Below are 24,435 nucleotides of genomic sequence, written 5' to 3'. Positions count from 1 at the left end.
TCGAAATCGCCTGGTATATTTGCAAAGGTGAGATGCTCCCTCCCAGTTTCTGGCTGGGAACAATATAAACTGTGTTTACTGATAACTGTTAAAAGTCAGTTTTAGGAGTTTCTGTGCTATTAGGACTCTCTGTGGTTGCAGGTTGGTTAGTATCAGGAAGTTTCTGTTGGGTATTTTTCTGATTACCTTGATTTTTTAGCTTAGTTAGTGTCTGTTTCGCTAGATTTTCGGCTGCTTGTTTAAATAATGGTTCTATTCTATTTCGCCAATATTGAGTATTAGGCAATTTTTCTGGATGGTTTCTATAATCTAAAACTTTATCCCATTTACCATCATCTATTGCTTTGTTGATCTCATTAGATAATGCCTCCGCCTTCGCCCAATCTTCCTGCCACTGGTCAATCATTTTGCCTGTTTCTTGGATACCAGAAGCAGCATTTTCCGGAACCGATCTTAAAAGTGCGATCGCACCAATTATATCCCCTGAATCATACTTCTTTTTTGCTTGTTCTATAGTATTGGCACTGTTATCATTAGGCTGCGATCGTTCTGATTTCCCAGCATCGTCAGTTGACCCCTTTGGCTTTTCTGATAATGGACTTACTACATCCTTAGATTTTGGTTTTGCCTTGGGAATTGTTCGAGTCGCAATTAAGCTACTATCATCTACAATCCTAGTTGCAATGCCCTTTTGACGCAGGCAAGAACCCGATTCCTGATTATTAGTTATCACATCCGAGTGTGCCCAAGCCGAACCACCAGATTTAAGCTTAACTTCTATCCAACCTCGTTTTGTCCGCTTGCCAGTCACCTCGAAATTGGTGTTATTAGCAACAGTTTGCACAATATTATTAGAATTTATCGAACTAGGTTCAGAACGGATATTAGAATTTCCGACAACAACGGCCGAGCATTTATTTGCTAAGACGGTATCCTTACCTGTAAGATTTAAAGCTAAATTTTTCACATTTGGATATACATTCGCTACCAAGGCAGCCGCACCACCTGCCAGTAATATGCCAATTAATATCGGCCAGGGGTCGGATTTACTAGAGTCTTTACGCGCAGGTTTAGCAGGGACAGGATTTGCTGGTGCTACTGCAATAGTTTGCAACCGAGATACTTGAGGCTGGGATTTGGCTACTTGGTAACTGGGATTTTTGGCGGCTTCTTGAGGTATGAAAAGTGCAGGTACAGGATTAATCACGTCTTTACACGCTTGCAGTGCTTCCGTAGCGTTTTGGTAGCGGTCTTTGAAGTGATAACGCACCATCTTGGACAACACTTCTGCCAGTCGATAATTTACAGTTACTGAATGCCGCCAGATAATTTCCCCCGTTTCCGGGTCTTCTTGCAATTCTGTTGGCTGTAATCCTGTTAATGCTTGAATGGCGATGATGCCAAGGGAATAGATATCGCTGTTGGGACGAGGTTTACCTTGCCCTTGTTCTGTGGGCATATAGCCAGGAGTGCCGATAACCACTGTAGCAGAGGCTTGTCCGCCCACTGTCACTAGTTGTGTACGCAGTTGCTTCACTGCCCCAAAGTCTACTAAAACTAACTTATTATCTGAGGCGCGGCGGATGATATTATCCGGTTTGATATCGCGGTGAATCACGCCTTGGCGATGGACAAATTCGAGAATCTCTAGAACTTCCTGCAACAGTTGAACTACCTGGCTTTCACTCCAGCGCTTACCAGGTATCAGTTCTTCAGCTAGGGTATGTCCTTCAATATATTCTTGTACTAGATAAAATTCTTGGTTTTCGTCAAAATACGCTAGCAACCTGGGTATTTGGTCATGATTGCCCAGTTTTTCCAATGTTTCGGCTTCGCTGTTGAACAGACGTTTAGCAGTATCAAAAACTCTGGGGTCAGTTCCGGGTTTGAGGTGTTTAACAACGCAAATGGGATTGCCGGGTCGCCTAGTATCTTGGGCAATGTAAGTTTGACCAAATCCTCCCATCGCGAGGACTCGAATTACTTGGTAACGATGGTCTAGTAGCTTGCCTATCATGTTCACTCCCCAGAGTTATTACCTAATTTTCCAGCTGGTAATAAATATCTCCAAATTTTCTTCAATGAAATCCGCTATCTTGAGAAAAGATTTAGATTAAAAACGCAGCTTTTTAATAAACGCAGACTGTTTATTTTTCTTTTAGTGCCCCTGTTTATTACCAATGCCACCTAAAATAACAAATCCAGTTGCATGGCAGCAGGCTGAAATCCTCATGCAGCCTGCTTTCATTCGCGTTATCGACAACATCCGCAAGCAGCTTGATGAATCTTCCTGGACAGGAACTTACCATGATGTCCTGATTTGGCCGCCTAGCACCACTGATGAAATCAAAGCATTGGTGACTGAACTGTTGCGAGCAATGGAAACTGCAACGCCCCAAGAAGCAGATGAAATCAGAGGAACTCTCGCTCGTCTGCCGATGCCCCATCCAGGATATCATCTACGTTTGCAGCGTCAACAGCAAGAAGCGAGTATCGATTTGTGGGAACTGTGTTATGAAGTGTGTTTTCTTGAATACACACCACAGAAGGAAGTTGCTGATATTGATACTAGTTTAATCGATGAATTCGGTGAAGTGGATTGGCTGCGTTTGGATGCTAAGTCAAAGGAGTTGGTTGAGCAGGCGTTTGCTAAATTGCCAGAAGCGTAACAAATAGCCCTCAGAATAGAATTCTAGGGCTATACAAACGAAACCCAACTGCGTAGGTTAATGAGCTTTTTCAGGCTGTCTGGGTTGGGGAGTCGTCTAATTAATTGCCTATCTGATTCTTTGCAATGGCTTCCAACTATCCAAAGATACTCTAATAGCGGTTAATTCACGGAGATATTCATTCAGATTTTCTTTGTGAACATTAAGAGTTTCACGAATTTGTTCAGCTTCGGCTTCTCTCGTCTCCCGTTCTTTCAACAAGCGGTCAAATTCATCTTGAAACCTTTTGATGTAGTTGTTGATTTGCTGTTCTGCACTCTTAAAGTCATCTGAGACTTGCTTGTGAATGATTTGTTGTAGAACTACTTGACTTCTTGATACCTGAGTGTCTATTTTCTGCTTGATTAGTTTGCTTGTTTCATGCAAATCAACTTCGTAAAAGGAGTATTTATCTTCAACTTGAATAGTAGTTTGATATGGAACTTGCTCTGTGGATATTTTATCACTTTTACATAAACTACCTGATTTTTCTGTTTTAGTTTCTGCTCGGTATTTGGTTTCCGTTTTAGCCCTTGTAAATACTTCTACCTGATGTTTAACTTGTGCATCTATTCCTTGAAATTCAAAACGGGGAAACTGAATAGGATTAATATTTAGCTTAACCTGTAACGACTCTCCGATATATTTAGACAGTTCATTAGATATTTCTTGAATATCTGCTTGAATTTCCCTAACTAACTGTTCTCTAATTAAAGTTCCGTTTCTGACAAGCTGATCTTGTGTATCTATCCACCAATTTTGAATAAGTGGACTACAAAACTCATTGATAGTACGGCCAATCTCTTGAGCCTCTTTTTCAGTATCTACTCTAATTTTGTATGGATCATCAATTTTCAACTGAGTAGAACGGTGGCTATTAAATCGTGCTGGATTAACTTTACTTAATACTTCTACTAAAGGACGCTGCACTCCAAAAGAGAACGCAAAACCACCAAAAATAGGAATAGAATTAGGTACGGTCAGACCCATATTCATATTATGGCTAGGAATCTCTGGCTGTGGATGCAGTTCAGTGATATCTTGAGTATTAGTTTTCAGGTATTCAGTAGAACTAGACTTGGCAATTCGATCCATTTCCTCTTGTATCTTATTCTTAGCACCACTAGCAAATGAGATCATTGCTTCACTAAATTGAGTGGTTAATATTTTTTCTTGTGCTTTGACTGATTCATTTACATTTTTAACCTTTTTTTTAGCTGATTCTGCTCTAATATGATATTCTTCTACCTTAGTTTTAAGTGAATTGATTTCAAGTTCCCAACCATTAATCTGTAAGTTCAAAGAATCTTCAGATGCTTGAGCCATTTTATCAATTTTTAGCAAAACATCACTCAAAAGATTCCAACCTGCATTTTGAGTAATAGTTTGAATCATGGTTTCTTGAATAGTAAGTAAGCCACTATCTTTTAACGCTTGCGGCGCAATTTTATGTGGTGCAGGTATAATTTGATTACCTTCTTCGTCTTCTATGGCATACCTGGCACTGAAAAACTTTTTGAAGTCTTTTATTTGACTGTCTGTGGCCTTACCTTGTTGAATTAATTTTGCCAAAACTCCTTGTCTAGAACTCGCAGGATAAATAATTGGATTTTGGAAACCAAAGCTAGTTAACTCTCGTTTCAAGTCTTCTATAACATCAGCAATTTCTCTGTCTTTTTCTGTTTTCTGATCTACTTTGTTAAGAATGAAGTAAATTTTACCTGTATTCTCAGATAAAATTTCCTTACGATTTTCTATAATGTCCTTAAACAAATCTGAAATAGCATTATCTTTGTAAGAGGCGTAATTTAAAACAAATAGAATTGCATTGCAAGTTCGTAGCGCCTCTAGAGCAGTTTGTTTCAGTGCCGTGTTGAAATTGCCAGACTCCCATTCATTTGGGCCAGGAGTATCAACCAAAGTGAAACCAGCTAAAGAAGAAAGTCTGCTAATAGCTTCGATAGAATGTTCTATCTCAAAGCGTATAGTCTTATCAGGATTGCCTTTCTCTCGAATCTCGCGGGTACGCATCAGAAATTTTTGTTGAATCTCTCCAGCTTCACCCTCAGTAATAACAAGAGGTCGTCTTTTTCCATCTCGATATTCCAGAAGTCTGGGAATTTGCCCAGATGGAATATGTCGGACATCTGTACGGCATATTGTACATGCTGCTGTCTCACTTGCCAGAACATCAGCACCAATCACGGCATTCAAAAAGGTACTTTTACCAGCTTTCATCGCTGCAATTACAGCCACTTGATACTTCTGCTCTTTCAATGCGTGTAGGGCTTTGTTGATCTCATCCTCAACATTCTGCAAACTTTTTGTATCGTCTCCTTCGCTGAGACGGCCTTGGCGAATTTCCTGAAGGTACTGTAAGAGACGTGTGCCAGTGTTGTATATGCTGTCGTGTGCTGCTTGAAACTGTTCAGAGGACATAATTAATTATGTGAGGGAAAGTTTAGCTAAAGCACGTACAGCTTAAATTACTAATGAAAATACTTGCCTCAGTGATTGCACTGCCATACTAAAGGCGATCGCACTCCATCCCAATCAACAAATCATCCAGGTACTCGCATTCAAAGAAAGCTATATGAAGAATCTTGAAAAACTAGAAATACACTTAAGACCCCGTGCGACAGAAACAGTATCAATAAAGATACCAACAGATACATTGCGATCGCTCGAAAAAGTTGCAGATAATCGAGATATATCACTTCAAGCCTTGCTAAAGTTAAGTAAGTCGCGACAGCTTTAATATTTTCCACAAAATAACGATTTTCATTAACAAAAGAATGATTTTACTAACCACAGCTTAAATGTTTTTTACAAAATAACGATTTTCATCAACAAAATAATGATTTTGCTAACCACAGCTTTAATATTCTTCACAAAATCGCGATATTGATAAGATTTTGATTAGACGTTAGAAGAAAACCGGAGGTAGATTGAAGCCACAAACGCTTATTTGTTAAGATTTCCAGTGCGACAACATTGAAACAGGGCAACTTCTCATCGCTATGCCAACATCTACACTTGACGATAAAGACGCAGCAGCTATTGAAGCCGCCAGAGTTGGGGTTGCAATCTGCGATCGCACCGCCTGGGGACGTATCAAAGTAGCCGGCGACGATCGCCTGAATTTCTTACATAACCAAAGTACTAATAATTTCCAAATACTCAAGCCAGGACAAGGTTGTGATACGGTTTTTGTCACTTCCACAGCCAGAACAATTGATTTAGTAACCGCCTACGTTAGAGAAGATGCGGTCATCTTGCTGGTTTCACCTAACCGTCGCCAGTTTTTGATGGAATGGCTGGATAAATATATTTTCTACGCAGATAAGGTGGAATTATCTGATATTACACAATACACCAATACCTTCAGCCTCATTGGCCCAGGAAGCGACGCTGTTTTAGAAAAGTTGGGTATTGGCGAACTTATTGGACAACCTTACGGTAGTCACCAAGTATACACAATCGCTCCAGCTGAGGGAGTGCGGATTGCTGTAGGTAGCGGGTTAGCTGCGCCCGGATACACCTTAACTTTCCCTTATACTGACAAAGAAACAGTGTGGAACAAACTGTTAGAAGCAGGAGCGGTAGAAATGAGCGATCGCGCTTGGGATGCTTTGCGAATCTTACAAGGCCGCCCCGCCCCAGATGCAGAACTCACAGATGATTACAATCCTCTGGAAGTTGGTTTGTGGCAAACAATTTCTTTTACTAAAGGTTGCTATATTGGGCAAGAAACTATTGCGCGGTTAAATACATATAAAGGTGTAAAACAACACCTGCTTGGTGTTCGCCTCAGCGCCCCTGTGGAAGTTGGAAGTGCGATCGCAGTTGGAGATGAAAAGGTCGGCAAACTTACCAGTTACATCCAAACTGCTGATGGTTACTTTGGACTAGGTTACATTCGCACCAAAGCTGGTGGTGTAGGTTTAAAAGTCAAAGTGGGAGAAACTGAGGGTGAAATAGTAGAAATTCCGTTTGTTTCGCACGAGTACCCGTAAGTAGTTCAAATAAAAATATCTTTTTCTTTCTCCCTAGCACCGTAACAAAATTCATCTACCCAAGAAGCTATACTACGGGCATTTGTGGTTGGTAAATTCACTTTGCTTTTAACTTCTTGTGGTTGAATATTCGGTTCTTTGCCGTTGCTTTTAACTTCAGTAGTAATTGCTAGCGATCGCCCTGGTTTACCATTACTATTAATCTCAGTGGTAATTGCCAATGATGCGCCCACAGAGATTCGGACAGGTGGTGCGTTGCTTTTAACCTCAGTAGCTAATGCCACAGATGGCATAGTTTTGGCTTTGCTGTTAACCTCACTGGTCATTGTCGCCGATCCTCGTGAAGGTAACTGGCCAGAGTGCCAGCGTACTGGTTGATATTCTCTTGGCAAACCAGAGGATGGCGTTTTTACCGGAGTGTCTGGAGCAATTTTAGTTGCAGCTACTACCAACTCCGGTTTGCGTGTGCGAACTACTTCAGTACTAGCTGTAATCGATGGCATAAGTTCATCGGCGCGTGACAAGTTGGAATCTAGAGTATTGGCAAGAGAATGAGAGGCAATCTTGCTGGCACTTACAACCGATGACAGATGTTTATCGTCAGAATGCTTCTCATCTGCCAACTCGCTTTCAACTTGGCTTGTAGCCATAGAATGCTCTGATTTTATTAAACGTAACTCTTGATCAGGATTAAAGTTAAGACCTAAAGCGGCGACTATTTTATCTGGATCGTTATTCAGCTCCAACATAAAAGCAAGTATTTCATCAAACTGGGGTTCTAAAACAGACAGTGTTGCCAAAATAAAACCGGACAAAGGACGGCGCAGACCATCGTAAGTGGCCCAAATTCGCATTTTGACCAGCCAGGAAGTATTTTGCTTGTAGTAAATAAGCCACTTTTGTTTTAAGGATTGACGCAGCTGCTGGATATTCATTGGATGCCTCACTTCAGTCAACAAGATTGCAGACCTTGATATTTTTAATTAGCTTGATTTCTGGGGATGAAACCGATAATAGAGCATCTGTTTAACTCTTTGACCACCTAGCAAATGATTTTCTATCAGTAGAGATACTTCATCCGGTTGCACACCGCTATACCAGACCATATCGGGTAATATCAGCACCATTGGCCCATTACCACATTGTCCCAAACAGCTGCTAGCCGTTACAGTTACACCAGGGATTGGCAAAGCTGTAAAAGCTGCTAAAACCTTAGTTGCACCTTGCTTTTTACAAGTACGATTTTGACAGACTCGCACACATTTAGGAACAGAGTCCCGATCTATTTTTGAGAAGTCTGGTGGTTGAATGATGTTGGTCATTTGTTCTTTGTCATTTGTCATTTGTCATTTGCCAAAAGTCAGAAGTTGGAAGCTAATGACCAATGACTAATGACTAATGACTAATCTATTGCAAGTCCTTTTGAGGCTAGCCATTCAGAGTTGAATATCCGCGATTGATACCGGGAACCACTATCACACAGGATGGTGACGATGGTATGTCCTGGTCCTAATTGCTTTGCTAAGGCAACAGCTGCCCCAACATTAATACCCGTTGAGCCGCCCATTAACAAACCATCTTTCCTCAGCAGTTGGTAAACTACTCGCAAAGCTTCTTGATCATCGATTTGGATGGCATCATCAGCAGGTGCGCCTTCCATATTGGCTGTGACACGACCGTTACCGATGCCTTCAGTGATTGAATTTCCTTCTATGTTGATTTCGCCAGTTTTGACATAGCTATAAAGTCCACTACCCAGCGGATCGGCAACAACACATTTAATTGCTGGATTTTGTTCTTTTAAGTACAATGCTACACCAGCATAAGTACCACCAGTACCTGTTGCAGTTGTCCATACATCTATTTTACCATCTGTCTGCGTCCAAATTTCCGGCCCTGTGGTTTCGTAGTGGGCGAGGCGGTTGGCTAAATTATCAAACTGATTTGCCCAAATGGCATTTTCCAACTCAGCTGCGACTCTGCCAGATAGCTTGACGTAGTTGTTCGGGTCTTTGTAGGGTACGGCGGGGACGGGACGAACTTCTGCTCCTAGTGCTGTCAGCGCGTCTATCTTTTCTTGTGACTGGGTATCGGGAATAATAATTAGGCATTTGTAGCCTTTGGCGTTGCAAATATGTGCTAGTCCAATGCCAGTATTACCAGCAGTTCCTTCTACAACGGTACCACCAGGTTTGAGTAGACCTTTCTTTTCTGCATCTTCGATGATGTAAAGTGCGGCGCGGTCTTTGACAGAACCCCCAGGATTGAGAAATTCTGCTTTTGCAAGGATTTCACACCCTGTTTCTTCGCTAAAACTGTTTAAGCGAATTAAAGGGGTGTTGCCAACAGCGCCAACGAAGCCATTCTTTATATCCATTTTGACTGTACTTGTGTGAGTCCCTATAAAATTTTGGCTTATAGCTGTAGCATGATTTACAACTGATTTGCCTAAAATTCTATGATACTTACATTAGGCACCTTGCCGTTGGTGTACTCCCTATCTCACTCCTAACTCCCCACTAATTCACTTTCCGTAGTAAACCCTGGCATTACCGTATCCGAGCTTTCGCATATACTTGTTCCATTCCTCAGCTTGGAATCGATTGGGGAAAGGCCCGACTGCTACGTGTGGACCCCGTGGTTGCGTTCTTTCGAGGACTCCGCCAGATCGTCCTAAATCTTGGGTCAATCCGCCTAGATTCTGCCTAACTTGTGCTGCGATCGCAGGTAACTGTTCAGAAGTGGTGGGAATGGCGACATAATATCTAGAGACTCGCCTATTAGCATTTATATTATTGCGATCGTCTCTATAGTTATAGTTATAATTGCTATTGTCTGCATTTATTTCCTGTCCGTTACCAAAGCTGATAATTCGGGCGTTATATATGCCTCGTGACTGTAGCTCATTCACCCGTTGTTGGGCGTTGGCTACTCTGTTAAAAACTCCTGACTGAATTACAGTCCGACCTTGGAACTGGCGAATGTAAGCACTGGGTTCAATCTGACGTATGGCTTGTAGTGTTTGGAAATCACTACCATCAACATAAACTAAATAGCGCTCAAAGTTCTGGTTATATTGACTAAACTGTGAACGTTGAGAGGGCTGAAAGTTCTGCTCAAATTGATTGTTCGGTAATGGTTGGGAAGGCTGAAAGTTCTGCTCGAATTGATTGTTCTGTAGTGGTTGGGAAGGCTGAAAATTCTGCTCAAATTGAGTGTCTTGTACTGGTTGGGTGGGCTGAAAGTTCACTTCCGGTTGATTGAAGTCCTCTGCTTGACTTGGTTGTAACTGCGGTGATGGCTGTTGACCAAAAGGAATTGGCGGTGGCGGTAAAATCTCACCAGTTTCTTGAGCCAGTAGCACGTTGCTGTTGGAAATTTGTGCTTGCGCTGGGGTAAAGTCGGGAATCAGTACTAACCATCCTCCTACTAGCAAAAAAAGAAGTCTGCTCGTAGGCTTCCAACCCTCAGAACTTCGGCGCCACATCTGAAATGGGATAAATTTACTTGATATTCCTCTCGACATAATAGTTAGAAAGTAGTCACAGTATTTTTTAGGTAATTTCCATCAGGAACTAATTAGTTCACCGTTGTAGCAACTATATAGCGTTAACGTAAAGTTACCTCATCTGCGTGGTAAAAAATACATCTGTAATTAATCTTAGATGAAGGAGTGAATAGCGATGTCTAGGATGGGCTACGCCGATACTAATTCAGAGACTTGAAAACTGAAGTGCTTTAGTAGCAAGGCTTTGAAGAGTGTATGCTACAATTGGACAACCACGCAGCTATCGTGTCGTGCTTTGTATGAAAAAAGTCGTCGTTGGTCTTTCTGGTGGCGTTGACAGTTCCACCGCCGCAGCTATCCTGCACCATCAGGGCTATGAAGTGATTGGTTTGACTCTTTGGCTAATGAAAGGCAAAGGTCAATGTTGCTCTGAAGGCATGATCGACGCGGCTGAACTCTGTGAACAACTGGGCGTTCCCCATCAGGTTGTAGATATTCGGGATGTCTTTCAAACGCATATTGTCGATTACTTGGTGACTGGTTACAGTGCGGGGATTACACCTTTGCCTTGCTCCCAATGCAATAAAACGGTGAAGTTTGGCCCAATGGTGCAGTATGCTCGTGAAGAATTGGGATGCGATCGCATCGCCACCGGTCATTATGCCCGCATTAGCTATGACGAAGCAACTGGACGTTATCAATTATTAAGGGCTGTTGACCGCAACAAAGACCAGTCATACTTTCTCTATGATTTGTCTCAAGATTTACTTGCAGCAACGATATTTCCTTTGGGCGAACTAGAAAAAACTGACACGCGCCGGATTGCAACTGAATACGGACTGAAAACTGCTGACAAGCCAGAAAGTCAAGACTTATGCTTAGTGGAAAGTAACGGTTCCATGCGGGCATTTTTGGATAAATATTTAGCTCCCAAAACAGGCGATATTGTCGATGTCACAGGCAAAGTTTTGGGACAGCATGATGGTGTCCATCACTACACCATTGGCCAGCGCAAAGGCTTGGGGGTGGCTGCTGCTGAACCGTTGTATGTAATTGAATTAGATGCGGAAAATAATAAAGTAGTAGTAGGCGATCGCACTAAGGTAACTCAGCCAGAATGCACTGTAAATCGGGTAAATTGGGTTTCCATTGCTGAACCATCCACCCCAATTCATGCCGAAGTGCAAATTCGCTATCGTTCAACGGCTACACCAGTGACGGTGATTCCGTTGGAAAACTCCCGTGTGCGTTTGGTGTTTGATGAACCCCAATTTAGCATCACCCCCGGACAAGCAGCGGTGTGGTACGACGGGGAAAAAGTCTTAGGTGGCGGAATAATTGAACAGTTTAGTTGAATTATTAGCCCAGTCTTGATAGAAGCCAAAACTGCCCCTCCTGTGAACTTCAGGTAGGCAAAAGCTGCCCTGAGTTTTGGAGGGGTATTTTTATGTTTAAATTGGAAAATAATGCCAGAAACAGAGCTAATCACTGATACTTTTCAGGTTTCAAAAACTACTTCTATCTAATGCCTCTTCAAACTCTTTCAAAACTTGTACAGTTCCTACTTGCCAAGCTCGTTCAACCGTAGCGGCAATAATTTGAGTTAGAGGGATATTTGGAAAGTTAGGACTGTTATCTGATTCGATGTAATGTCCATCCCTGAGTAGATAAATCCTTAGCTTTTCACTATCGTAAATCCATAGTTCTGGAACTGCGATCGCTTATCCTAAGACTGACATAGTAAAATACTCGTAATTATTATTCCAAGTCATTCTCTCCTAAATCTTCATCCAAGATTGTTTCAATATCTCGTCCACCATAAATGACTCTAAGAATCTCTACACCGGAATCCGAAGGAAGATAAAAAATAAGATAATTTTTAAATCCTTTTATTGCTTGCTGTCGAACACTAGCTAAATTAGGATGAGAGAATTGACAAGATTTTCCCATTCCTGGCATTTTACCCAGTTGTTTGAAAGTTGTTTCTGCTGCTGCAAGAAACCTATCTGAAGCTTCCAAGTTATCTTCTGCAATATAAGTCGCCAATTCTATCAAGTCGCGGATGACTTGCGGCCGTTTGCTTACGTCGCTCATTAATCTTAGTTTGACTCTTTATGCTTGGCGATTCTTTCGCGCACAGCTTGGCGAATATCTTCCCAATCATCAGGAGTCATCTCGGTTGCATTTCCAGAATTTAGACCTTCTAAAAGCATCGCTTCCAAACGTTCAGCCGCTTGACGCTTTTGGTCTTGGCGCACTAACTCGCGGAAATATTCACTGACACTACTATAGCCACCAGTCGCCACTTTCTCTTCTATATAAGTCCGCATCGCGTCAGGGAGAGATATATTTATACTTTTCACTGGCACTACTTCCCTAATTTTTCCTTGATAATATTATTCTATGGCAATTTATGCCATTTATTGCCATATAAGAAGCAATTAGCAAAATCTATACCTGCGGTAAGCTACATCTACGCACTCTCTATTAAAAACGACTTCTCTCTAATGTTTCTTCAAATTCTTTCAAAGCTTGTACAGTTCCTACTTGCCAAGCTCGTTCATTAAGTCCTTTGATTTTTCATGTTCGGGTAGAGGAACCATAATTTCTAACGTAGACTTGCTGTAAGCAACTCGTAGCGATCGCTTTTCCCCCAGTTCTTGCAAGATCGACTCAAATTCTTCCCAGCTGACATCTTGAATAGACACTGTACTACCAGGCGCTAGCCGCATTTGGCTAACAGGTTTAACAACGGGGGGTACAGCAGTCATAAGCATTTTCCTTATAAAGGAACTATTCTGATTGAGGCTGGATTAGCTTTAGAGTAACCTAATCAGCTCGCTTACAGGCTAGTTGCAAAATTTTCCTCCATTCCCTAAACTCTTTTTCTCTACGTACCAGCATTTGATAAGTTAGTACATAATCTGAAACAATAACAGTTAATACAAAGAGGGGATTACGTTGAGTCAAAATCCAGATGCTATAGCCCCGCACGGTGGACAGTTGGTTAACCGTATCGCCACACCAGAACAAAGAGCAGAGTTTCTCTCAAAAGCTGACTTTTTGCCGCGAGTACAACTTGACGCTCGCGCCGTTTCTGATCTAGAAATGATTGCGATCGGTGCTTTTAGTCCGCTGACGGGTTTTATGAACCAAGAAGACTACGATCGCACTGTTACAGAAATGCGACTAGCTAACGGTCTTGTGTGGTCAATCCCGATTACACTATCGGTAAGCGAAGAAGTAGCTTCCCCGTTACAAGAAGGCGGCTTAATCCGTCTGGATAACTCCAGAGGCGAATTTATCGGAGTTTTGCAACTCACGCAAAAGTATAACTATGACAAAACCCGCGAAGCAATAAAAGTCTACCGCACTGATGATGTCAAACATCCTGGTGTGCAGGTACTCTATAACCAAGGTACTGTACATCTGGCGGGTGATATTTGGTTGTTGCAACGCGAACCTCATCCCCAGTTTCCCACTTATCAAATCGATCCAGCTGCCTCACGGCAACTATTTAAAGACAAGGGTTGGAAAACCATCGTCGGCTTTCAAACTCGCAACCCCATTCACCGCGCCCATGAATACATTCAAAAGTGCGCTTTAGAAATTGTTGATGGTTTATTTTTGCACCCATTAGTTGGGGCGACAAAAGAAGATGATATCGCCGCTGACGTGCGGATGCGCTGCTATGAAATTTTGCTGGAACATTACTACCCCTTAGAGCGGGTAGCTCTGGCAATCAATCCAGCCGCAATGCGCTATGCTGGGCCTCGTGAGGCTATATTCCATGCTTTAGTCCGCAAAAACTACGGCTGTACTCACTTTATCGTCGGACGGGATCATGCTGGTGTCGGTGACTATTACGGCACTTACGACGCTCAATATATCTTTGATGAATTTGAACCAAGTGAATTAGGCATTGTGCCGATGAAATTTGAACACGCTTTTTACTGCACGCGCACTAAGCAGATGGCAACATCTAAAACCAGTCCCAGCAGGCCAGAAGAACGCATTCACCTATCAGGGACAAAAGTTCGGGAAATGCTGCGGCGCGGTGAATTACCTCCACCAGAATTTTCTCGTCCAGAGGTAGCGGCTGAGTTGGCGCGGGCAATGCGGATAGAAGTACTAGCATAATTCGTAATTCGTAATTCGTAATTCGTAATTAGACCCGACTACTTGGTTACTCTACTACCAAAAATTATGAATTATGAATTAACAATTACTTGATTAACAAGCAAACACTATCCACTGTAACTTTACAATACAGAGTTCAGCCCTGTAAGCTGCTAACTGGTAGCTGAGGGCTGATAGCTAATTATGAAACGTCGCGCGTTTTTAGAGAAAATTGGCTCAATACTCGCGGTATTGGGGATCGCTGAAGCTGAGTGGTTGTCTTTAGGAAATCGCTATTATCAGGCTTTGGCACAACCCAGTCCGCGTAAGTTGGCATTGTTGATAGGTATTAACCAATACCCCAAAATTTCAGCCCTCAGTGGTTGTCTGACGGATGTGGAACTACAAAGAGAACTTTTGATTCACCGCTTTGGTTTCCAAGGGTCGGATATTTTAACTTTAACTGAGGAACAAGCTAGCAGGCAATTCATTGAGGCGGCTTTTTTGGATCACCTGGGTAAGCAAGCTAAACCTGATGATGTGGTCGTCTTCCACTTTAGCGGTTATGGCAGCCGTGTCAAATTAGAAACATCGCCAGATACAATGCAAAATGCTCTGGTGACAGCTAATGTGATTCAATATTCACAAGATGATAAAATAGTCAACTATATATTAGAAGAAACTCTACTGCTATTATTGCGATCGCTTTCCACAGACAGAGTAACAGCAGTATTGGATACTAGCTATGATGCTCCTAGCACAGTAATAGGATTAAAAATTCGCGCCCTTCAGGAATCGGTAGCAAAGCTAGCAACAGAGGAACTTGACTTTCTCAAACAACTTAAAACTCACACGTTATCCAGCACTCCGATTGTTTTAGCAGCTACCTCAGAATCAAACCAGTCAGCAAGGGAAGGACTCTTTTCTGGATTTAGTGCAGGGTTATTTACCTACGCCTTGACGCAGTATTTGTGGGAATTCACCCCAACTACCAGAATTCAAGTCGCTCTCTCTTATATGGAAAATTCTCTATCCAAATTGGGTAGTAAACAGCAACCAGCGTTATTAAGTAGTCAGAAAAATCCAGATGTAACGTCTCTAGCGTCAGACAGTATTATTGGTGCAGAAGGCGCGGTGACAGCGATTGAACAAGACGGCAAAACAGTCCAGCTGTGGTTAGCAGGATTACCGCCACAAGTGCTGCTATACTACGGAGTTAATTCTCGATTTACCCTGGCAACAACAACAGAAGAATTAGTATTGCGATCGCGGACTGGGCTAACAGCAAAAGCGCAAATTTCCCAAATTGAAAGTGCAAATCCTCTACAAGTCGGGCAACTTGTCCAAGAAGCAGTCCGGGTTTTAGCCGGAAATATTCATTTAATAATTGCTTTAGATACTGGATTGGAAAGAATTGAGCGGGTAGACGCCACAAGTGCCTTCGCTGCCTTTCCCCATGTCTCCACCGTAGTCGTAGGGGAAAAACCAGCTGATTATTTATTTGCCAAACTACAGGAAATTCCCAGTCGTTATGGTCTATTTTCTCTTGGTGGCGAGGTTATTCTCAATACCACTGGAGAAGTAGGAGAAGCAGTGAAATTAACAGTGCAAAGGTTAGCACCAAAATTATCAACTCTGCTTGCAGCCAAGTTATGGCGACTTACAGAAAATCAAGGTTCTTCCCGCTTGGCTCTCAAGGCTACTTTAGAAATAATTAGTGGTATATCACCACAGGTGGTGATGCAGCGTGAAACAATACGAACTTTAAAACCTGAAACTTCGATAAAAAAATCACTCCCCACTCCGATTGTGCCTATCGGTAGTCGAATGCAATATCGGCTAGAAAACCAGAGCGATCGCCCAGTATATTTAATCTTGCTGGGATTAAATAATAATCATACAGCGATCGCTTTCTATTCTTGGGAAACTCCCCAAGAACCAAACGCTGTGGACACCAAACCCCTGCTTAAAGAAGTCGTCATTGCGCCAGGTGAAACCCTCACTCTACCCCAAACTAATGCTGCTTCTGAATGGGTGATTTCCGGGCCAGCTTGCTTTTGCGAACACCAACTAATTTTTAGTACTGCCTCCTTTAGCGAAACTCTCGCCGCCTTGAACACTACCAAGTATTCCACAGCCGAACAAGGGCCAATTAGCCCATTGTTGAATTCCCTAGACGTTGTACAAGCCTTGCTACAAGACTTACATAACGCTAGTGCCCTCAAAACGGAGATGAACGGCACAACAGCCGATTCACATAGCTTGGATGTGAATCATTGGGCAAGCCTTAGCTTTAGTTTTCAAGCGCTGTAAGTTAATCTGATTAAAGAAGAATGCAGAATTCAGAATTCAGAATCAAGACACTTTCTACAAGATACTGCGCTATTCGCTTTTTCGATCAGAATTCCTACTCCTGACTCACTTCTCTACGAGAGGCTGCGCCAACGACTACGCTCAGTGACCACCTGCCTCCTGCCTTATTCCTAACGACAAATATTTACGCCCACCTACTTAATGCCTCTACTAAAGCCTGATTTTGATCATCTGTCCCAACAGTGATGCGTAATTTATCATCTAATCCAGGCTGCTTGAAGTAGCGGATTAAAATTCTCTGTTCCTTGAGTTTTTGATAAAGGTATTCTGCGTTTCCTTCTCTTGGCTGTGCCAGCAAAAAGTTAGCTTGAGAATCCCAGATATGAAAACCTAATTGTTTCAAGTCTGTTGCTAACTTAGTCCGTGATGCTTTAATCTTGGCTACACAAGCATTTTTATAAGCTTGGTCAGTGATGGCAGCCGTGCCAATTGCACAAGCAATCGCATCAATGTTATAGCTATCTTTAACCTTAAACAATCCCTGCAACAGTTTGGGATTCGCCACCCCAAAGCCCAATCGCAATCCTGCCAACGAGTACCCTTTAGATAGTGTCCGAAGCACAATGACGTTTTGGTATTCCTTAACCAAAGCCAATGCATTCTCTTCGGTAAAATCTATGTATGCTTCATCAATCACTAAAACTCCAGATAACTGGCTGGCTAATTTTCGCAAATGATTTGTTGCCACCACATGCCCCGACGGACTATTGGGCGACGCAATAAATGTCACCGCTCCATCGGCAGCAACTAATTCTTCCAAAGGGAAACCGTAGTCTTTGCTGTAGGGAATCTCAATAATTTCCGCCGCTTGCATTTCTGTTAATGTGCGATATAGCACGTAAGTAGGTATCGGATAAACTACCTTTTTCCCAGGTTCAGCACAGGCTCGAATCACCACACTCAACAATTCGTCACTGCCATTTCCGACAATTATCCAATCACTAGGAATTCCTAACACTTTACTTGCAGCTTGCCGGAACTCCCCCCCGAAAGGTTCTGGATACCGCCGCAACCACTCACCATCAATATTTCGTAGTACAGCTAATGCCGCAGGAGAAGGAGGATAGGGATTCTCGTTGCTGTTAAGTTTAATAATCTGTGTACCACGTTGAGGCTGCTCACCAGGAATATAGCTAGCCATTGCATCAACATTAGAACGAAAGTAGTTGGTCATAGGGCATGGTAAATTGGGTGGGATGTCTACGACGGGCGTAGCTGCAACACCTTATGGCGTATCTTAAGCAAATTTCAACCCGCAATTTTTGACGATATCGTTTTTTTGTCGCTTACATCAGAAAATACGGCTTTATAAATTACGAATTACTAATTGTAAAAATATGTTAGATAAATGGAATCCAGAACTATACGAACGATTTCAAGCTGAAAGAAGTCGTCCATTCTACGACTTGGTAGACATGGTACATCGGCAAGAAAACTTACGAGTTCTCGATTTAGGGTGTGGAACTGGAAAGTTAACGAAATATCTGCATGAAACCTTAGCAGCACAGGAGACTTTAGGGATAGATGCTTCTGAGAAAATGCTGGAAAAGGCGCGTCAGTTTCAAGGCAATGGACTACGGTTTGAGCAAAGACGGATTGAGGAAAACCCAGGAGATGAAGAATTTGATGTGGTATTTTCTAATGCGGCATTGCAGTGGTTGACGGGACATGAGGTTTTATTTGAGAAATTGCGGGCAAAACTGCGACCTGGTGGGCAGCTTGCCGTACAAATACCAACGATGGATAATGAGCCAGTGCATCAAATAGCAGTTGAGACTGCACAGGAATTCAGTCAAGAATTAAGAGGATATGTGCGGCGTTTAGAGGTACTTCCTCCAGAAACATACGCCCGAATGCTTTATAAATTGGGGTTTGTCAACCAGGAAGTCAAGCTGCAAATTTATGGGCATGTCTTGCCTTCACGAGAAGCCGTAGTAGAGTGGTATCGCGGGACATTGCTAACGGCTTATGAGTCCCAATTGGATGCCCAAACCTATGAACGATTTGTGGAACGCTATCAGCAGAAGCTATTCGAGTTGTTAGAGGATGAGCGCCCGTTCTTTTTTCCCTACAAGCGCATCTTAATGTGGGGGCGTATTTAAGAAACTGAAGCTAGTTGTGATTTTAAGCATAATCTTGCTTGATTTAGAAGTTAAAGTTGCACAACCTGTCCAACTTCTCCTTCAAGTCACATAAACAGGTTTTGAGTAGCTATGTTTTAATAGTGGAGCTAAGCGGATTCGAACCGCTGACCCCCTCAATGCCATTGAGGTGCGCTACCAACTGCGCTATAACCCCAAAACCACTAGTAGATAAGCTTAAAAAGCTTACTAATTAGTTTTATAAATTCTATTAGCTTTATTATTATGCAAGTTTATGTAATTTAAGTCAAGACACCTATATTAAGTTATGTAAGTTATGTGGATGCGATCGCCATCAGTTACGCTTGTTATCAAAATGCACTGTCTGTGAAAAACCCTTTCCTATTCTGACTTTATGGATAAACAGACAATGCCAGCGATGTTTTACATCCTTTGCAGAAATGGCAGAATATCAAAAGCGCCACTCTGTTCTCAACAGCGTCAGCTAAATTTAATGATAAGTATTTCTGATTTCCATTCAATAAAATTCTAGGAAATCTTAATCTAAAATAACCTTTAAATACTTTTATACCAACTTTCATGGTAATGCAATGACTATTTTGGATAGTCAAAGGAGAGTTAAAACAAAGATTCAGCTTTCGTGACCATCAATGTACAAGTGTACATTCACAAATTAGATGTCGTAGCTTAACGAATTAATGTCGCTATTTTTGTCCGGCGAAACCCTTATATAGCAAGGATTTTATTAATTTATATGATTATTCAAAAGTGACTAGAGATTTTCAATGTTTTCACAAATTGAGGTCGCAAAACCAAAAGTTTCACATTTTAATGGTCGTTTATTTTCTTCTCTGAAAAAGTCTGCTATTAAAGGACTTCACAAATTAGATGTCGCCTTCTTGATAGCGGCAATGTATTTATTTATGTAAGGGGTAAAACCTCAGTAATAGTGGTATAGACTGCATCAGTGTTGGAAAATTAACTACGCTAGTCTGTTTCAGTGTATAACTAAAAAAATTAGCTATTAATCTTACATAATGAGGTTTCAGTTGTGACGTTTGAACCTGACGACATTCTGGAGGCTGGCCGTTCGATTCGTCCTTTTCTTCCAGAACTTTTAGGAAATGATGCGGTTCAAGTAGACAAACAATTGGCTGAACTATTAGCACAAGCTAAAGCTGGACAGGAAGTCGATAAGCAGATTTTAGAAATCTTGAAAAGTCAGTCAGACACTCGCAATTGGATAGCGGAGTTTCTTAGTGAGAAGCAGGTATCAAAAGGTTTTGAGCCACTTCCAGGTAAAGGTCAAGCAATATCTGCTCAAAAATATATATGTCCTCAAGGAGACTATGTTTGGTATCGCCGCATTGTCGGAGCGACAATACCAATCTGTCCTACTCATAATGTCGTGCTAATACCTGCTGCTCAGTAATAAATATATGCCAACCAAATTTTTAGAAAGTCTGGGTGGAAAACTTGCAGAAAACTGGGCTGCAAACATACTGACACCAGCTTTTGTCTTTTGGATGGGGGGACTATTAGCTTGGATCTTGCGTTTTGGTCGAAAACCTTTGGAAGATTGGCTCAAACAGCAACCAGAATCTTTGCTAATTGCTGTTATGGTAACAGGTTTGCTCATGATTGCTGTCTCAGCTTTTGTGGTTCAAAAGTTTGATTTATCTGTTTTAAGATTCTTAGAAGGCTATTGGTCTCGCTGGTTACAGCCTTTACGACGCTGGATGATACAACAACAAGAGCATGACTTTAAACGAAAAGATAAGCGTTGGCAAACTCTGGCTGATAAAAAAGAGAAACAAGTTATAACTAACGAAGAATTAGAGGAATATGTGACGCTAGATGGACAGCTTATGGAGTTTCCATCTCAATTTAATAGGTTAATGCCTACAAAGTTAGGCAATATCCTTAGAGCAGCTGAAAGCCGCCCTTATGATAAGTATGGCTTGGATGCTGTAATTTGCTGGTCTCGCCTCTGGCTAGTATTACCAGATGGAGTGAAGAAAGAATTACAGGAAGCACGGTCAAGCCTGAACACAGCAGCCCGTTTTTGGCTCTGGAGTTTGCTGTTTATTGTATGGACTGTTTGGGCTTGGTGGGCTGTTCCTACTGCGTTACTGGGCTTAATATTTGCTTACTACTGGACAGTTGATGCGGCAGGTGTCTACTGTAGCTTGTTGGAATCTGCTTTTGATTTGTATCGCTTAGAACTTTATAAATCTCTTCGCTGGCCAATACCTATCAACCCTAAGCAAGAACAAGAGTCCGGTAAGCAATTGACAATTTATTTGTTGCGAGGGTCTGATCAGGACAGACCAATATTTACACCGTTAAAGGACAAGTGACTGTCACAAGGGGCAATCAATATTTAGTAAAAAAATTTACTTGGTTATTGTCTTGGAAAAGATGAGTAGAATTAAACGCTAGCTTATTGATGAATTTTCCAGAATTTTTATAAAAAGTCGCATATTAATGAGTAGAGATGCTTTAGTAGTTGGCATTAATAAGTACAATTTTTCAGGATTGTCAGCGTTACGATCGCCTGCTAACGATGCAGAAGCGATCGCCAAGCGACTCAGTGAAGCTGGAAATTTTCATGTCAAGCGATTGCCAGGATTCCTAGATCCGTTTGAAGATGATGCACCACGGATAGCACAAAATCAGGAAGTCAAGCTAGCAGATTTAAAGGATGTTTTAGAAGAGCTATTTTATCCTGAAGGTAGGAGCATCCCGGATACAGCCCTGTTCTATTTCTCAGGCCATGGTCTTCGCACAGGTCGGCGCATTAAAGAAGGTTTTCTAGCTACCAGTGATACCGATTGTGATGGGAACTGGGGACTGCAATTAAAGTGGCTGCGTGAGTTATTGCAAGAAAGCCCAGTACGGCAGCAAATTATCTGGTTGGACTGTTGTTACAGTGGGGAACTACTCAATTTTACAGACGCTGATCCAGGCGATCGCGGAAATACACGCGATCGCTGTTTTATTGCCGCTTGCAGAGAATTTGAGCTAGCCCATGAAAACGTGAGCGGAGCCAGCAGCGTACTAACTAGCGCGATTTTGCGCGGATTTGACTCGGCTGATGTATCTAACCAATGGGTGACAAACGAAACACTAGTAACATTCTTGCGGCAGGAATTAGAAACAGCACCCCAAAAATTCATCTCTAACAATTTGGGGTGTATTAATCTCTTTTTTAGGAAAGAAACAACAAATAAACAACCTGTTCAATCTACTGTACAAACTCCGAGTCAACCAAATCAGACAGATAAATTAGCAGAGCAATTACGGGCTTGGTTCACTGCCCTACGTTATGGCTTTGAAAAAGGTGAAATTAGCAATGAAAATTATTTTGAGTGGATTATTAATGTCAATAACCCTATAGAGAAAAAGGGGTATAACCGAGTTTTGGTGCGCGGCATTACAGGAGAAGCCGGAATGGCAGATGTTGCTGCCTTGCGACAGTCAGTAAATGCTCGAAAAACAGATATAGGTTGGCTAATCACCAATCGCCGTGTCAGTCGCGCTGCTAAAGATGAGGTGAGCAAGCAAGAAAATCAAAATTTATTTTGCTACACCCTTGATGAGTTGCTGGATAGGGATGCCGATTTTAATGTCTACCTCAACTGGTTAGAAAATGAAATCAAGGAACGGGGAATTGAGCGCACTTATGTACCCTTAGCTTGTACCAAAGAGGAATTTGATCCCAAATCAAAGCAGAAAATGGGTATTAGCCGTTACGCTCAAGCTGATGGTTGGATTGATGGTTATGTTGAACGTTGGCTTGACGATCCTGCCAAAGAACACCTTTCCATTTTGGGTGAATTTGGCACTGGCAAAACCTGGTTTGGGTTGCATTATGCCTGGACTGCCCTACAACGCTATCGGGATGCTCAACGCCGGGGAGTAGAACGCCCACGTCTACCATTAGTCATTCCTTTACGGGACTATGCCAAAGCAGTCAGTGTAGAATCGCTATTTTCGGAATTCTTTTTCCGCAAGCATGAAATCCCACTGCCTGGTTATTCTGCCTTTGAGCAACTCAACCGCATGGGTAAAGTGCTGTTGATTTTTGATGGCTTTGATGAAATGGCAGCTAGAGTCAATCGCCAAGAGATGATCAACAACTTCTGGGAACTAGCCAAAGTAGTAGTACCAGGGGCAAAGGTAATTCTCACCTGTCGCACCGAACATTTCCCCGAAGCAAAAGAAGGAAGGGCTTTGCTAAGTGCAGAGTTGCAAGCTTCTACTATTGACTTGCCTCTAGAGACACCGCGCTTTGAAGTGCTGGAATTAGAAAAATTTGATGATGAGCAAATTCGGCAGGTACTAGCGTTTCGTTCTGAACCAGAGACAGTAGAACGGATAATGAGTAATTCGACATTGCGGGATTTGGCACGTCGTCCGGTAATGACGGAACTGATTATAGAAGCTTTGCCAGAGATTGAGGCGGGCAAGCCAGTTGATATATCGCGGGTATATTTATATGCTGTGCGGCACAAGATGGAGAGAGATATCAAAACCAACCGTACCTTTACCTCATTAGCAGATAAGCTCTATTTTTTGTGTGAGTTGTCCTGGGAAATGCTCTCAACAGACCAGATGAGCATGAACTACAAAGAATTTCCCGACCGGATTCGGCGTTTATTTCCTGCTGTAGTCCAAGAAGAAAAAGATTTAGACCACTGGCATTACGACATGATGGGGCAAACAATGCTAATTCGTAATGCAGAAGGAGACTACAGTCCTGCCCATCGTTCGTTATTGGAATTTTTTGCTGCCTATAAGCTGGTGGCAGAGCTAGGCGTTTTAGCTCCCGATTTCACAGAACTGGCTCAAGCACAGTCTCATTTAGATACTGTTCCACCACAAGATTACACTTGGACAGAATACTTTCAACGACAATGTGGGGAAGATAAGCAACCGCTCCCAATAGCACCGCTAAATTCATTCTCCAAAGCATCTTTAGAAAAATTATCTAATTATTTTGGTACGGCTCCCTTGGCAAAAGCTGTGCTGGAATTAGCTGTGCCAATGTTAGATGAGCAAGTATTTAAACAAGGCTTGCTCGCACTAATTCAGTCAACCCGTGGCCAAACCCAAACTCAGGTGGATTATATAGGTGGCAACCTGGTGAAAATACTACTAGGAAGAAATCCCTATAGTCTGGAAAAATCTGATATCAGCCATACTTTTATTAAAGACGTAAACTTTGCTAATGCCAGCTTGCGGTGGATGAATTTGATGGGAGCGGATCTCACAAACTCGATCTTTACGCCAGTTCTGGGAGTGGTCTTGTCGGTGGCATTTAGTGCTGATGGCAAAAAATTGGTGATTGGAGATAGTAAGGGTACTGTACAGGTTTGGGAAGCATCCTCTGGTAGGGTCTTATTGTTCCTTCAAGGTCATGAAGATTGGGTCAATTCAGTGGCATTTTCCCCCAATGGTCAGCGGATTGTCAGTGGCAGTAATGACAAGACAGTACGGTTGTGGGATGTGAATGGTCAGCCCATTGGTCAACCCTTTGTCGGGCATGAAAATGAGGTCAATTCAGTGGCGTTTTCCCCCGACGGTCAGCGGATTGTCAGTGGCAG

20 protein-coding genes and 1 tRNA gene are annotated in these 24,435 nt (G+C 42.2%); 10 read left to right on the top strand and 11 right to left on the bottom strand.

Annotated features, from left to right (window positions below):
- Positions 1 to 88: 88 nt before the first annotated feature.
- The gene (locus RMY16_RS14750) at positions 89 to 2,017 is read right to left on the bottom strand and encodes a serine/threonine protein kinase (protein WP_322736971.1); all 1,929 of its coding nucleotides are present in this window, start codon (positions 2,015 to 2,017) and stop codon (positions 89 to 91) included.
- A gap of 163 nt (positions 2,018 to 2,180) precedes the next feature.
- On the opposite strand from RMY16_RS14750, the gene RMY16_RS14745 reads away from it, so the two are divergent.
- Positions 2,181 to 2,669, top strand: a complete 489-nt coding sequence (locus tag RMY16_RS14745; protein WP_322736970.1) for a hypothetical protein — start codon at positions 2,181 to 2,183, stop codon at positions 2,667 to 2,669.
- Positions 2,670 to 2,777: 108 nt separating this feature from the next.
- Here RMY16_RS14745 and RMY16_RS14740 read toward each other — a convergent pair whose 3' ends face one another.
- Positions 2,778 to 5,027 carry a dynamin family protein gene (locus tag RMY16_RS14740; protein WP_322736969.1) on the bottom strand — a complete coding sequence of 750 codons (2,250 nt, stop codon included), beginning with the start codon at positions 5,025 to 5,027 and terminating at the stop codon, positions 2,778 to 2,780.
- Positions 5,028 to 5,301: 274 nt separating this feature from the next.
- On the opposite strand from RMY16_RS14740, the gene RMY16_RS14735 reads away from it, so the two are divergent.
- Together RMY16_RS14735 and RMY16_RS14730 are read left to right on the top strand one after the other, a co-directional pair.
- Entirely contained in the window at positions 5,302 to 5,466 is a 165-nt protein-coding gene (locus RMY16_RS14735; RefSeq protein WP_322666019.1) for a hypothetical protein, read from the top strand.
- 262 nt (positions 5,467 to 5,728) lie between these two features.
- Entirely contained in the window at positions 5,729 to 6,724 is a 996-nt protein-coding gene (locus tag RMY16_RS14730) for a folate-binding protein (RefSeq protein WP_322736968.1), read from the top strand.
- A 5-nt stretch (positions 6,725 to 6,729) separates the two neighbouring features.
- Here the strand turns inward: RMY16_RS14730 and RMY16_RS14725 are convergent, their stop codons facing one another.
- The 4 genes from RMY16_RS14725 to RMY16_RS14710 all read right to left on the bottom strand — a co-directional run bounded on the left by RMY16_RS14725 (position 6,730) and on the right by RMY16_RS14710 (position 10,211).
- Positions 6,730 to 7,659 (bottom strand): DUF5331 domain-containing protein, encoded by a 930-nt coding sequence (locus tag RMY16_RS14725; protein WP_322736967.1) that lies wholly within the window; start codon positions 7,657 to 7,659, stop codon positions 6,730 to 6,732.
- A 48-nt stretch (positions 7,660 to 7,707) separates the two neighbouring features.
- Entirely contained in the window at positions 7,708 to 8,046 is a 339-nt protein-coding gene (locus RMY16_RS14720) for a (2Fe-2S) ferredoxin domain-containing protein (protein ID WP_322666125.1), read from the bottom strand.
- An 80-nt stretch (positions 8,047 to 8,126) separates the two neighbouring features.
- Positions 8,127 to 9,101 carry a cysteine synthase A gene (locus RMY16_RS14715; RefSeq protein ID WP_322666025.1) on the bottom strand — a complete coding sequence of 325 codons (975 nt, stop codon included), beginning with the start codon at positions 9,099 to 9,101 and terminating at the stop codon, positions 8,127 to 8,129.
- Positions 9,102 to 9,248: 147 nt separating this feature from the next.
- Positions 9,249 to 10,211, bottom strand: a complete 963-nt coding sequence (locus RMY16_RS14710) for a hypothetical protein (RefSeq protein WP_322736966.1) — start codon at positions 10,209 to 10,211, stop codon at positions 9,249 to 9,251.
- 320 nt (positions 10,212 to 10,531) lie between these two features.
- On the opposite strand from RMY16_RS14710, the gene mnmA reads away from it, so the two are divergent.
- Complete coding sequence (mnmA, locus tag RMY16_RS14705; RefSeq protein ID WP_322737022.1) at positions 10,532 to 11,587, top strand: tRNA 2-thiouridine(34) synthase MnmA; 1,056 nt, start codon at positions 10,532 to 10,534, stop codon at positions 11,585 to 11,587.
- A gap of 403 nt (positions 11,588 to 11,990) precedes the next feature.
- Here mnmA and RMY16_RS14700 read toward each other — a convergent pair whose 3' ends face one another.
- From RMY16_RS14700 to RMY16_RS14690, 3 genes are all read right to left on the bottom strand, one after another.
- A complete protein-coding gene (locus RMY16_RS14700; protein ID WP_322736964.1) occupies positions 11,991 to 12,326 on the bottom strand; it encodes a type II toxin-antitoxin system RelE/ParE family toxin in 336 nt (111 codons plus the stop codon).
- 5 nt (positions 12,327 to 12,331) lie between these two features.
- On the bottom strand, positions 12,332 to 12,595 hold the full coding sequence (locus RMY16_RS14695; protein ID WP_322736963.1) for a type II toxin-antitoxin system ParD family antitoxin: 264 nt from the start codon (positions 12,593 to 12,595) through the stop codon (positions 12,332 to 12,334).
- Positions 12,596 to 12,775: 180 nt separating this feature from the next.
- Positions 12,776 to 13,003, bottom strand: coding sequence for a hypothetical protein (locus RMY16_RS14690; RefSeq protein WP_322736962.1), 228 nt, complete (start codon positions 13,001 to 13,003; stop codon positions 12,776 to 12,778).
- Between the two features lie 190 nt (positions 13,004 to 13,193).
- Here RMY16_RS14690 and sat point away from each other — a divergent pair, with 190 nt between their 5' ends.
- Together sat and RMY16_RS14680 are read left to right on the top strand one after the other, a co-directional pair.
- Positions 13,194 to 14,372, top strand: a complete 1,179-nt coding sequence (sat, locus tag RMY16_RS14685; RefSeq protein ID WP_322736961.1) for a sulfate adenylyltransferase — start codon at positions 13,194 to 13,196, stop codon at positions 14,370 to 14,372.
- A 183-nt stretch (positions 14,373 to 14,555) separates the two neighbouring features.
- Positions 14,556 to 16,664, top strand: coding sequence for a caspase family protein (locus RMY16_RS14680; RefSeq protein WP_322736960.1), 2,109 nt, complete (start codon positions 14,556 to 14,558; stop codon positions 16,662 to 16,664).
- A gap of 184 nt (positions 16,665 to 16,848) precedes the next feature.
- Here RMY16_RS14680 and hisC read toward each other — a convergent pair whose 3' ends face one another.
- The gene (gene hisC, locus RMY16_RS14675; RefSeq protein WP_322736959.1) at positions 16,849 to 17,898 is read right to left on the bottom strand and encodes a histidinol-phosphate transaminase; all 1,050 of its coding nucleotides are present in this window, start codon (positions 17,896 to 17,898) and stop codon (positions 16,849 to 16,851) included.
- Positions 17,899 to 18,061: 163 nt separating this feature from the next.
- Between hisC and RMY16_RS14670 the strand changes: the two genes are divergently transcribed.
- Positions 18,062 to 18,826, top strand: a complete 765-nt coding sequence (locus tag RMY16_RS14670; protein WP_322666041.1) for a methyltransferase domain-containing protein — start codon at positions 18,062 to 18,064, stop codon at positions 18,824 to 18,826.
- 123 nt (positions 18,827 to 18,949) lie between these two features.
- Here RMY16_RS14670 and RMY16_RS14665 read toward each other — a convergent pair.
- Positions 18,950 to 19,022 (bottom strand) — tRNA-Ala (locus RMY16_RS14665).
- A gap of 855 nt (positions 19,023 to 19,877) precedes the next feature.
- Between RMY16_RS14665 and RMY16_RS14660 the strand changes: the two genes are divergently transcribed.
- From RMY16_RS14660 to RMY16_RS14650, 3 genes are all read left to right on the top strand, one after another.
- Positions 19,878 to 20,258, top strand: a complete 381-nt coding sequence (locus tag RMY16_RS14660) for a hypothetical protein (protein WP_322736958.1) — start codon at positions 19,878 to 19,880, stop codon at positions 20,256 to 20,258.
- Positions 20,259 to 20,265: 7 nt separating this feature from the next.
- On the top strand, positions 20,266 to 21,186 hold the full coding sequence (locus RMY16_RS14655; RefSeq protein ID WP_322736957.1) for a hypothetical protein: 921 nt from the start codon (positions 20,266 to 20,268) through the stop codon (positions 21,184 to 21,186).
- A 127-nt stretch (positions 21,187 to 21,313) separates the two neighbouring features.
- Positions 21,314 to 24,435, top strand: a 3,122-nt coding sequence (locus RMY16_RS14650) for a caspase family protein (protein ID WP_322736955.1), incomplete at its 3' end; no start/stop codon positions are given.

The organism is Nostoc sp. DedQUE12b (genome assembly GCF_034530835.1).
Classification (GTDB): domain Bacteria; phylum Cyanobacteriota; class Cyanobacteriia; order Cyanobacteriales; family Nostocaceae; genus Nostoc.
Note: the sequence above shows the minus strand (reverse complement) of the source record. Positions and strands in the feature narration are given on the sequence as shown.

What these genes read in the sequence shown, in the direction of transcription:
- RMY16_RS14720 (WP_322666125.1), bottom strand. Translation starts at nt 8,046, where the DNA reads ATGACCAACATCATTCAACCACCAGACTTCTCAAAAATAGATCGGGAC.
- RMY16_RS14710 (WP_322736966.1), bottom strand. Translation starts at nt 10,211, where the DNA reads ATGTGGCGCCGAAGTTCTGAGGGTTGGAAGCCTACGAGCAGACTTCTT.
- RMY16_RS14700 (WP_322736964.1), bottom strand. Translation starts at nt 12,326, where the DNA reads ATGAGCGACGTAAGCAAACGGCCGCAAGTCATCCGCGACTTGATAGAA.
- hisC (WP_322736959.1), bottom strand. Translation starts at nt 17,898, where the DNA reads ATGACCAACTACTTTCGTTCTAATGTTGATGCAATGGCTAGCTATATT.
- RMY16_RS14725 (WP_322736967.1), bottom strand. Translation starts at nt 7,659, where the DNA reads ATGAATATCCAGCAGCTGCGTCAATCCTTAAAACAAAAGTGGCTTATT.
- RMY16_RS14670 (WP_322666041.1), top strand. Translation starts at nt 18,062, where the DNA reads ATGTTAGATAAATGGAATCCAGAACTATACGAACGATTTCAAGCTGAA.
- RMY16_RS14735 (WP_322666019.1), top strand. Translation starts at nt 5,302, where the DNA reads ATGAAGAATCTTGAAAAACTAGAAATACACTTAAGACCCCGTGCGACA.
- RMY16_RS14730 (WP_322736968.1), top strand. Translation starts at nt 5,729, where the DNA reads ATGCCAACATCTACACTTGACGATAAAGACGCAGCAGCTATTGAAGCC.
- RMY16_RS14750 (WP_322736971.1), bottom strand. Translation starts at nt 2,017, where the DNA reads ATGATAGGCAAGCTACTAGACCATCGTTACCAAGTAATTCGAGTCCTC.
- RMY16_RS14745 (WP_322736970.1), top strand. Translation starts at nt 2,181, where the DNA reads ATGCCACCTAAAATAACAAATCCAGTTGCATGGCAGCAGGCTGAAATC.
- RMY16_RS14655 (WP_322736957.1), top strand. Translation starts at nt 20,266, where the DNA reads ATGCCAACCAAATTTTTAGAAAGTCTGGGTGGAAAACTTGCAGAAAAC.
- mnmA (WP_322737022.1), top strand. Translation starts at nt 10,532, where the DNA reads ATGAAAAAAGTCGTCGTTGGTCTTTCTGGTGGCGTTGACAGTTCCACC.
- RMY16_RS14690 (WP_322736962.1), bottom strand. Translation starts at nt 13,003, where the DNA reads ATGACTGCTGTACCCCCCGTTGTTAAACCTGTTAGCCAAATGCGGCTA.
- RMY16_RS14715 (WP_322666025.1), bottom strand. Translation starts at nt 9,101, where the DNA reads ATGGATATAAAGAATGGCTTCGTTGGCGCTGTTGGCAACACCCCTTTA.
- RMY16_RS14680 (WP_322736960.1), top strand. Translation starts at nt 14,556, where the DNA reads ATGAAACGTCGCGCGTTTTTAGAGAAAATTGGCTCAATACTCGCGGTA.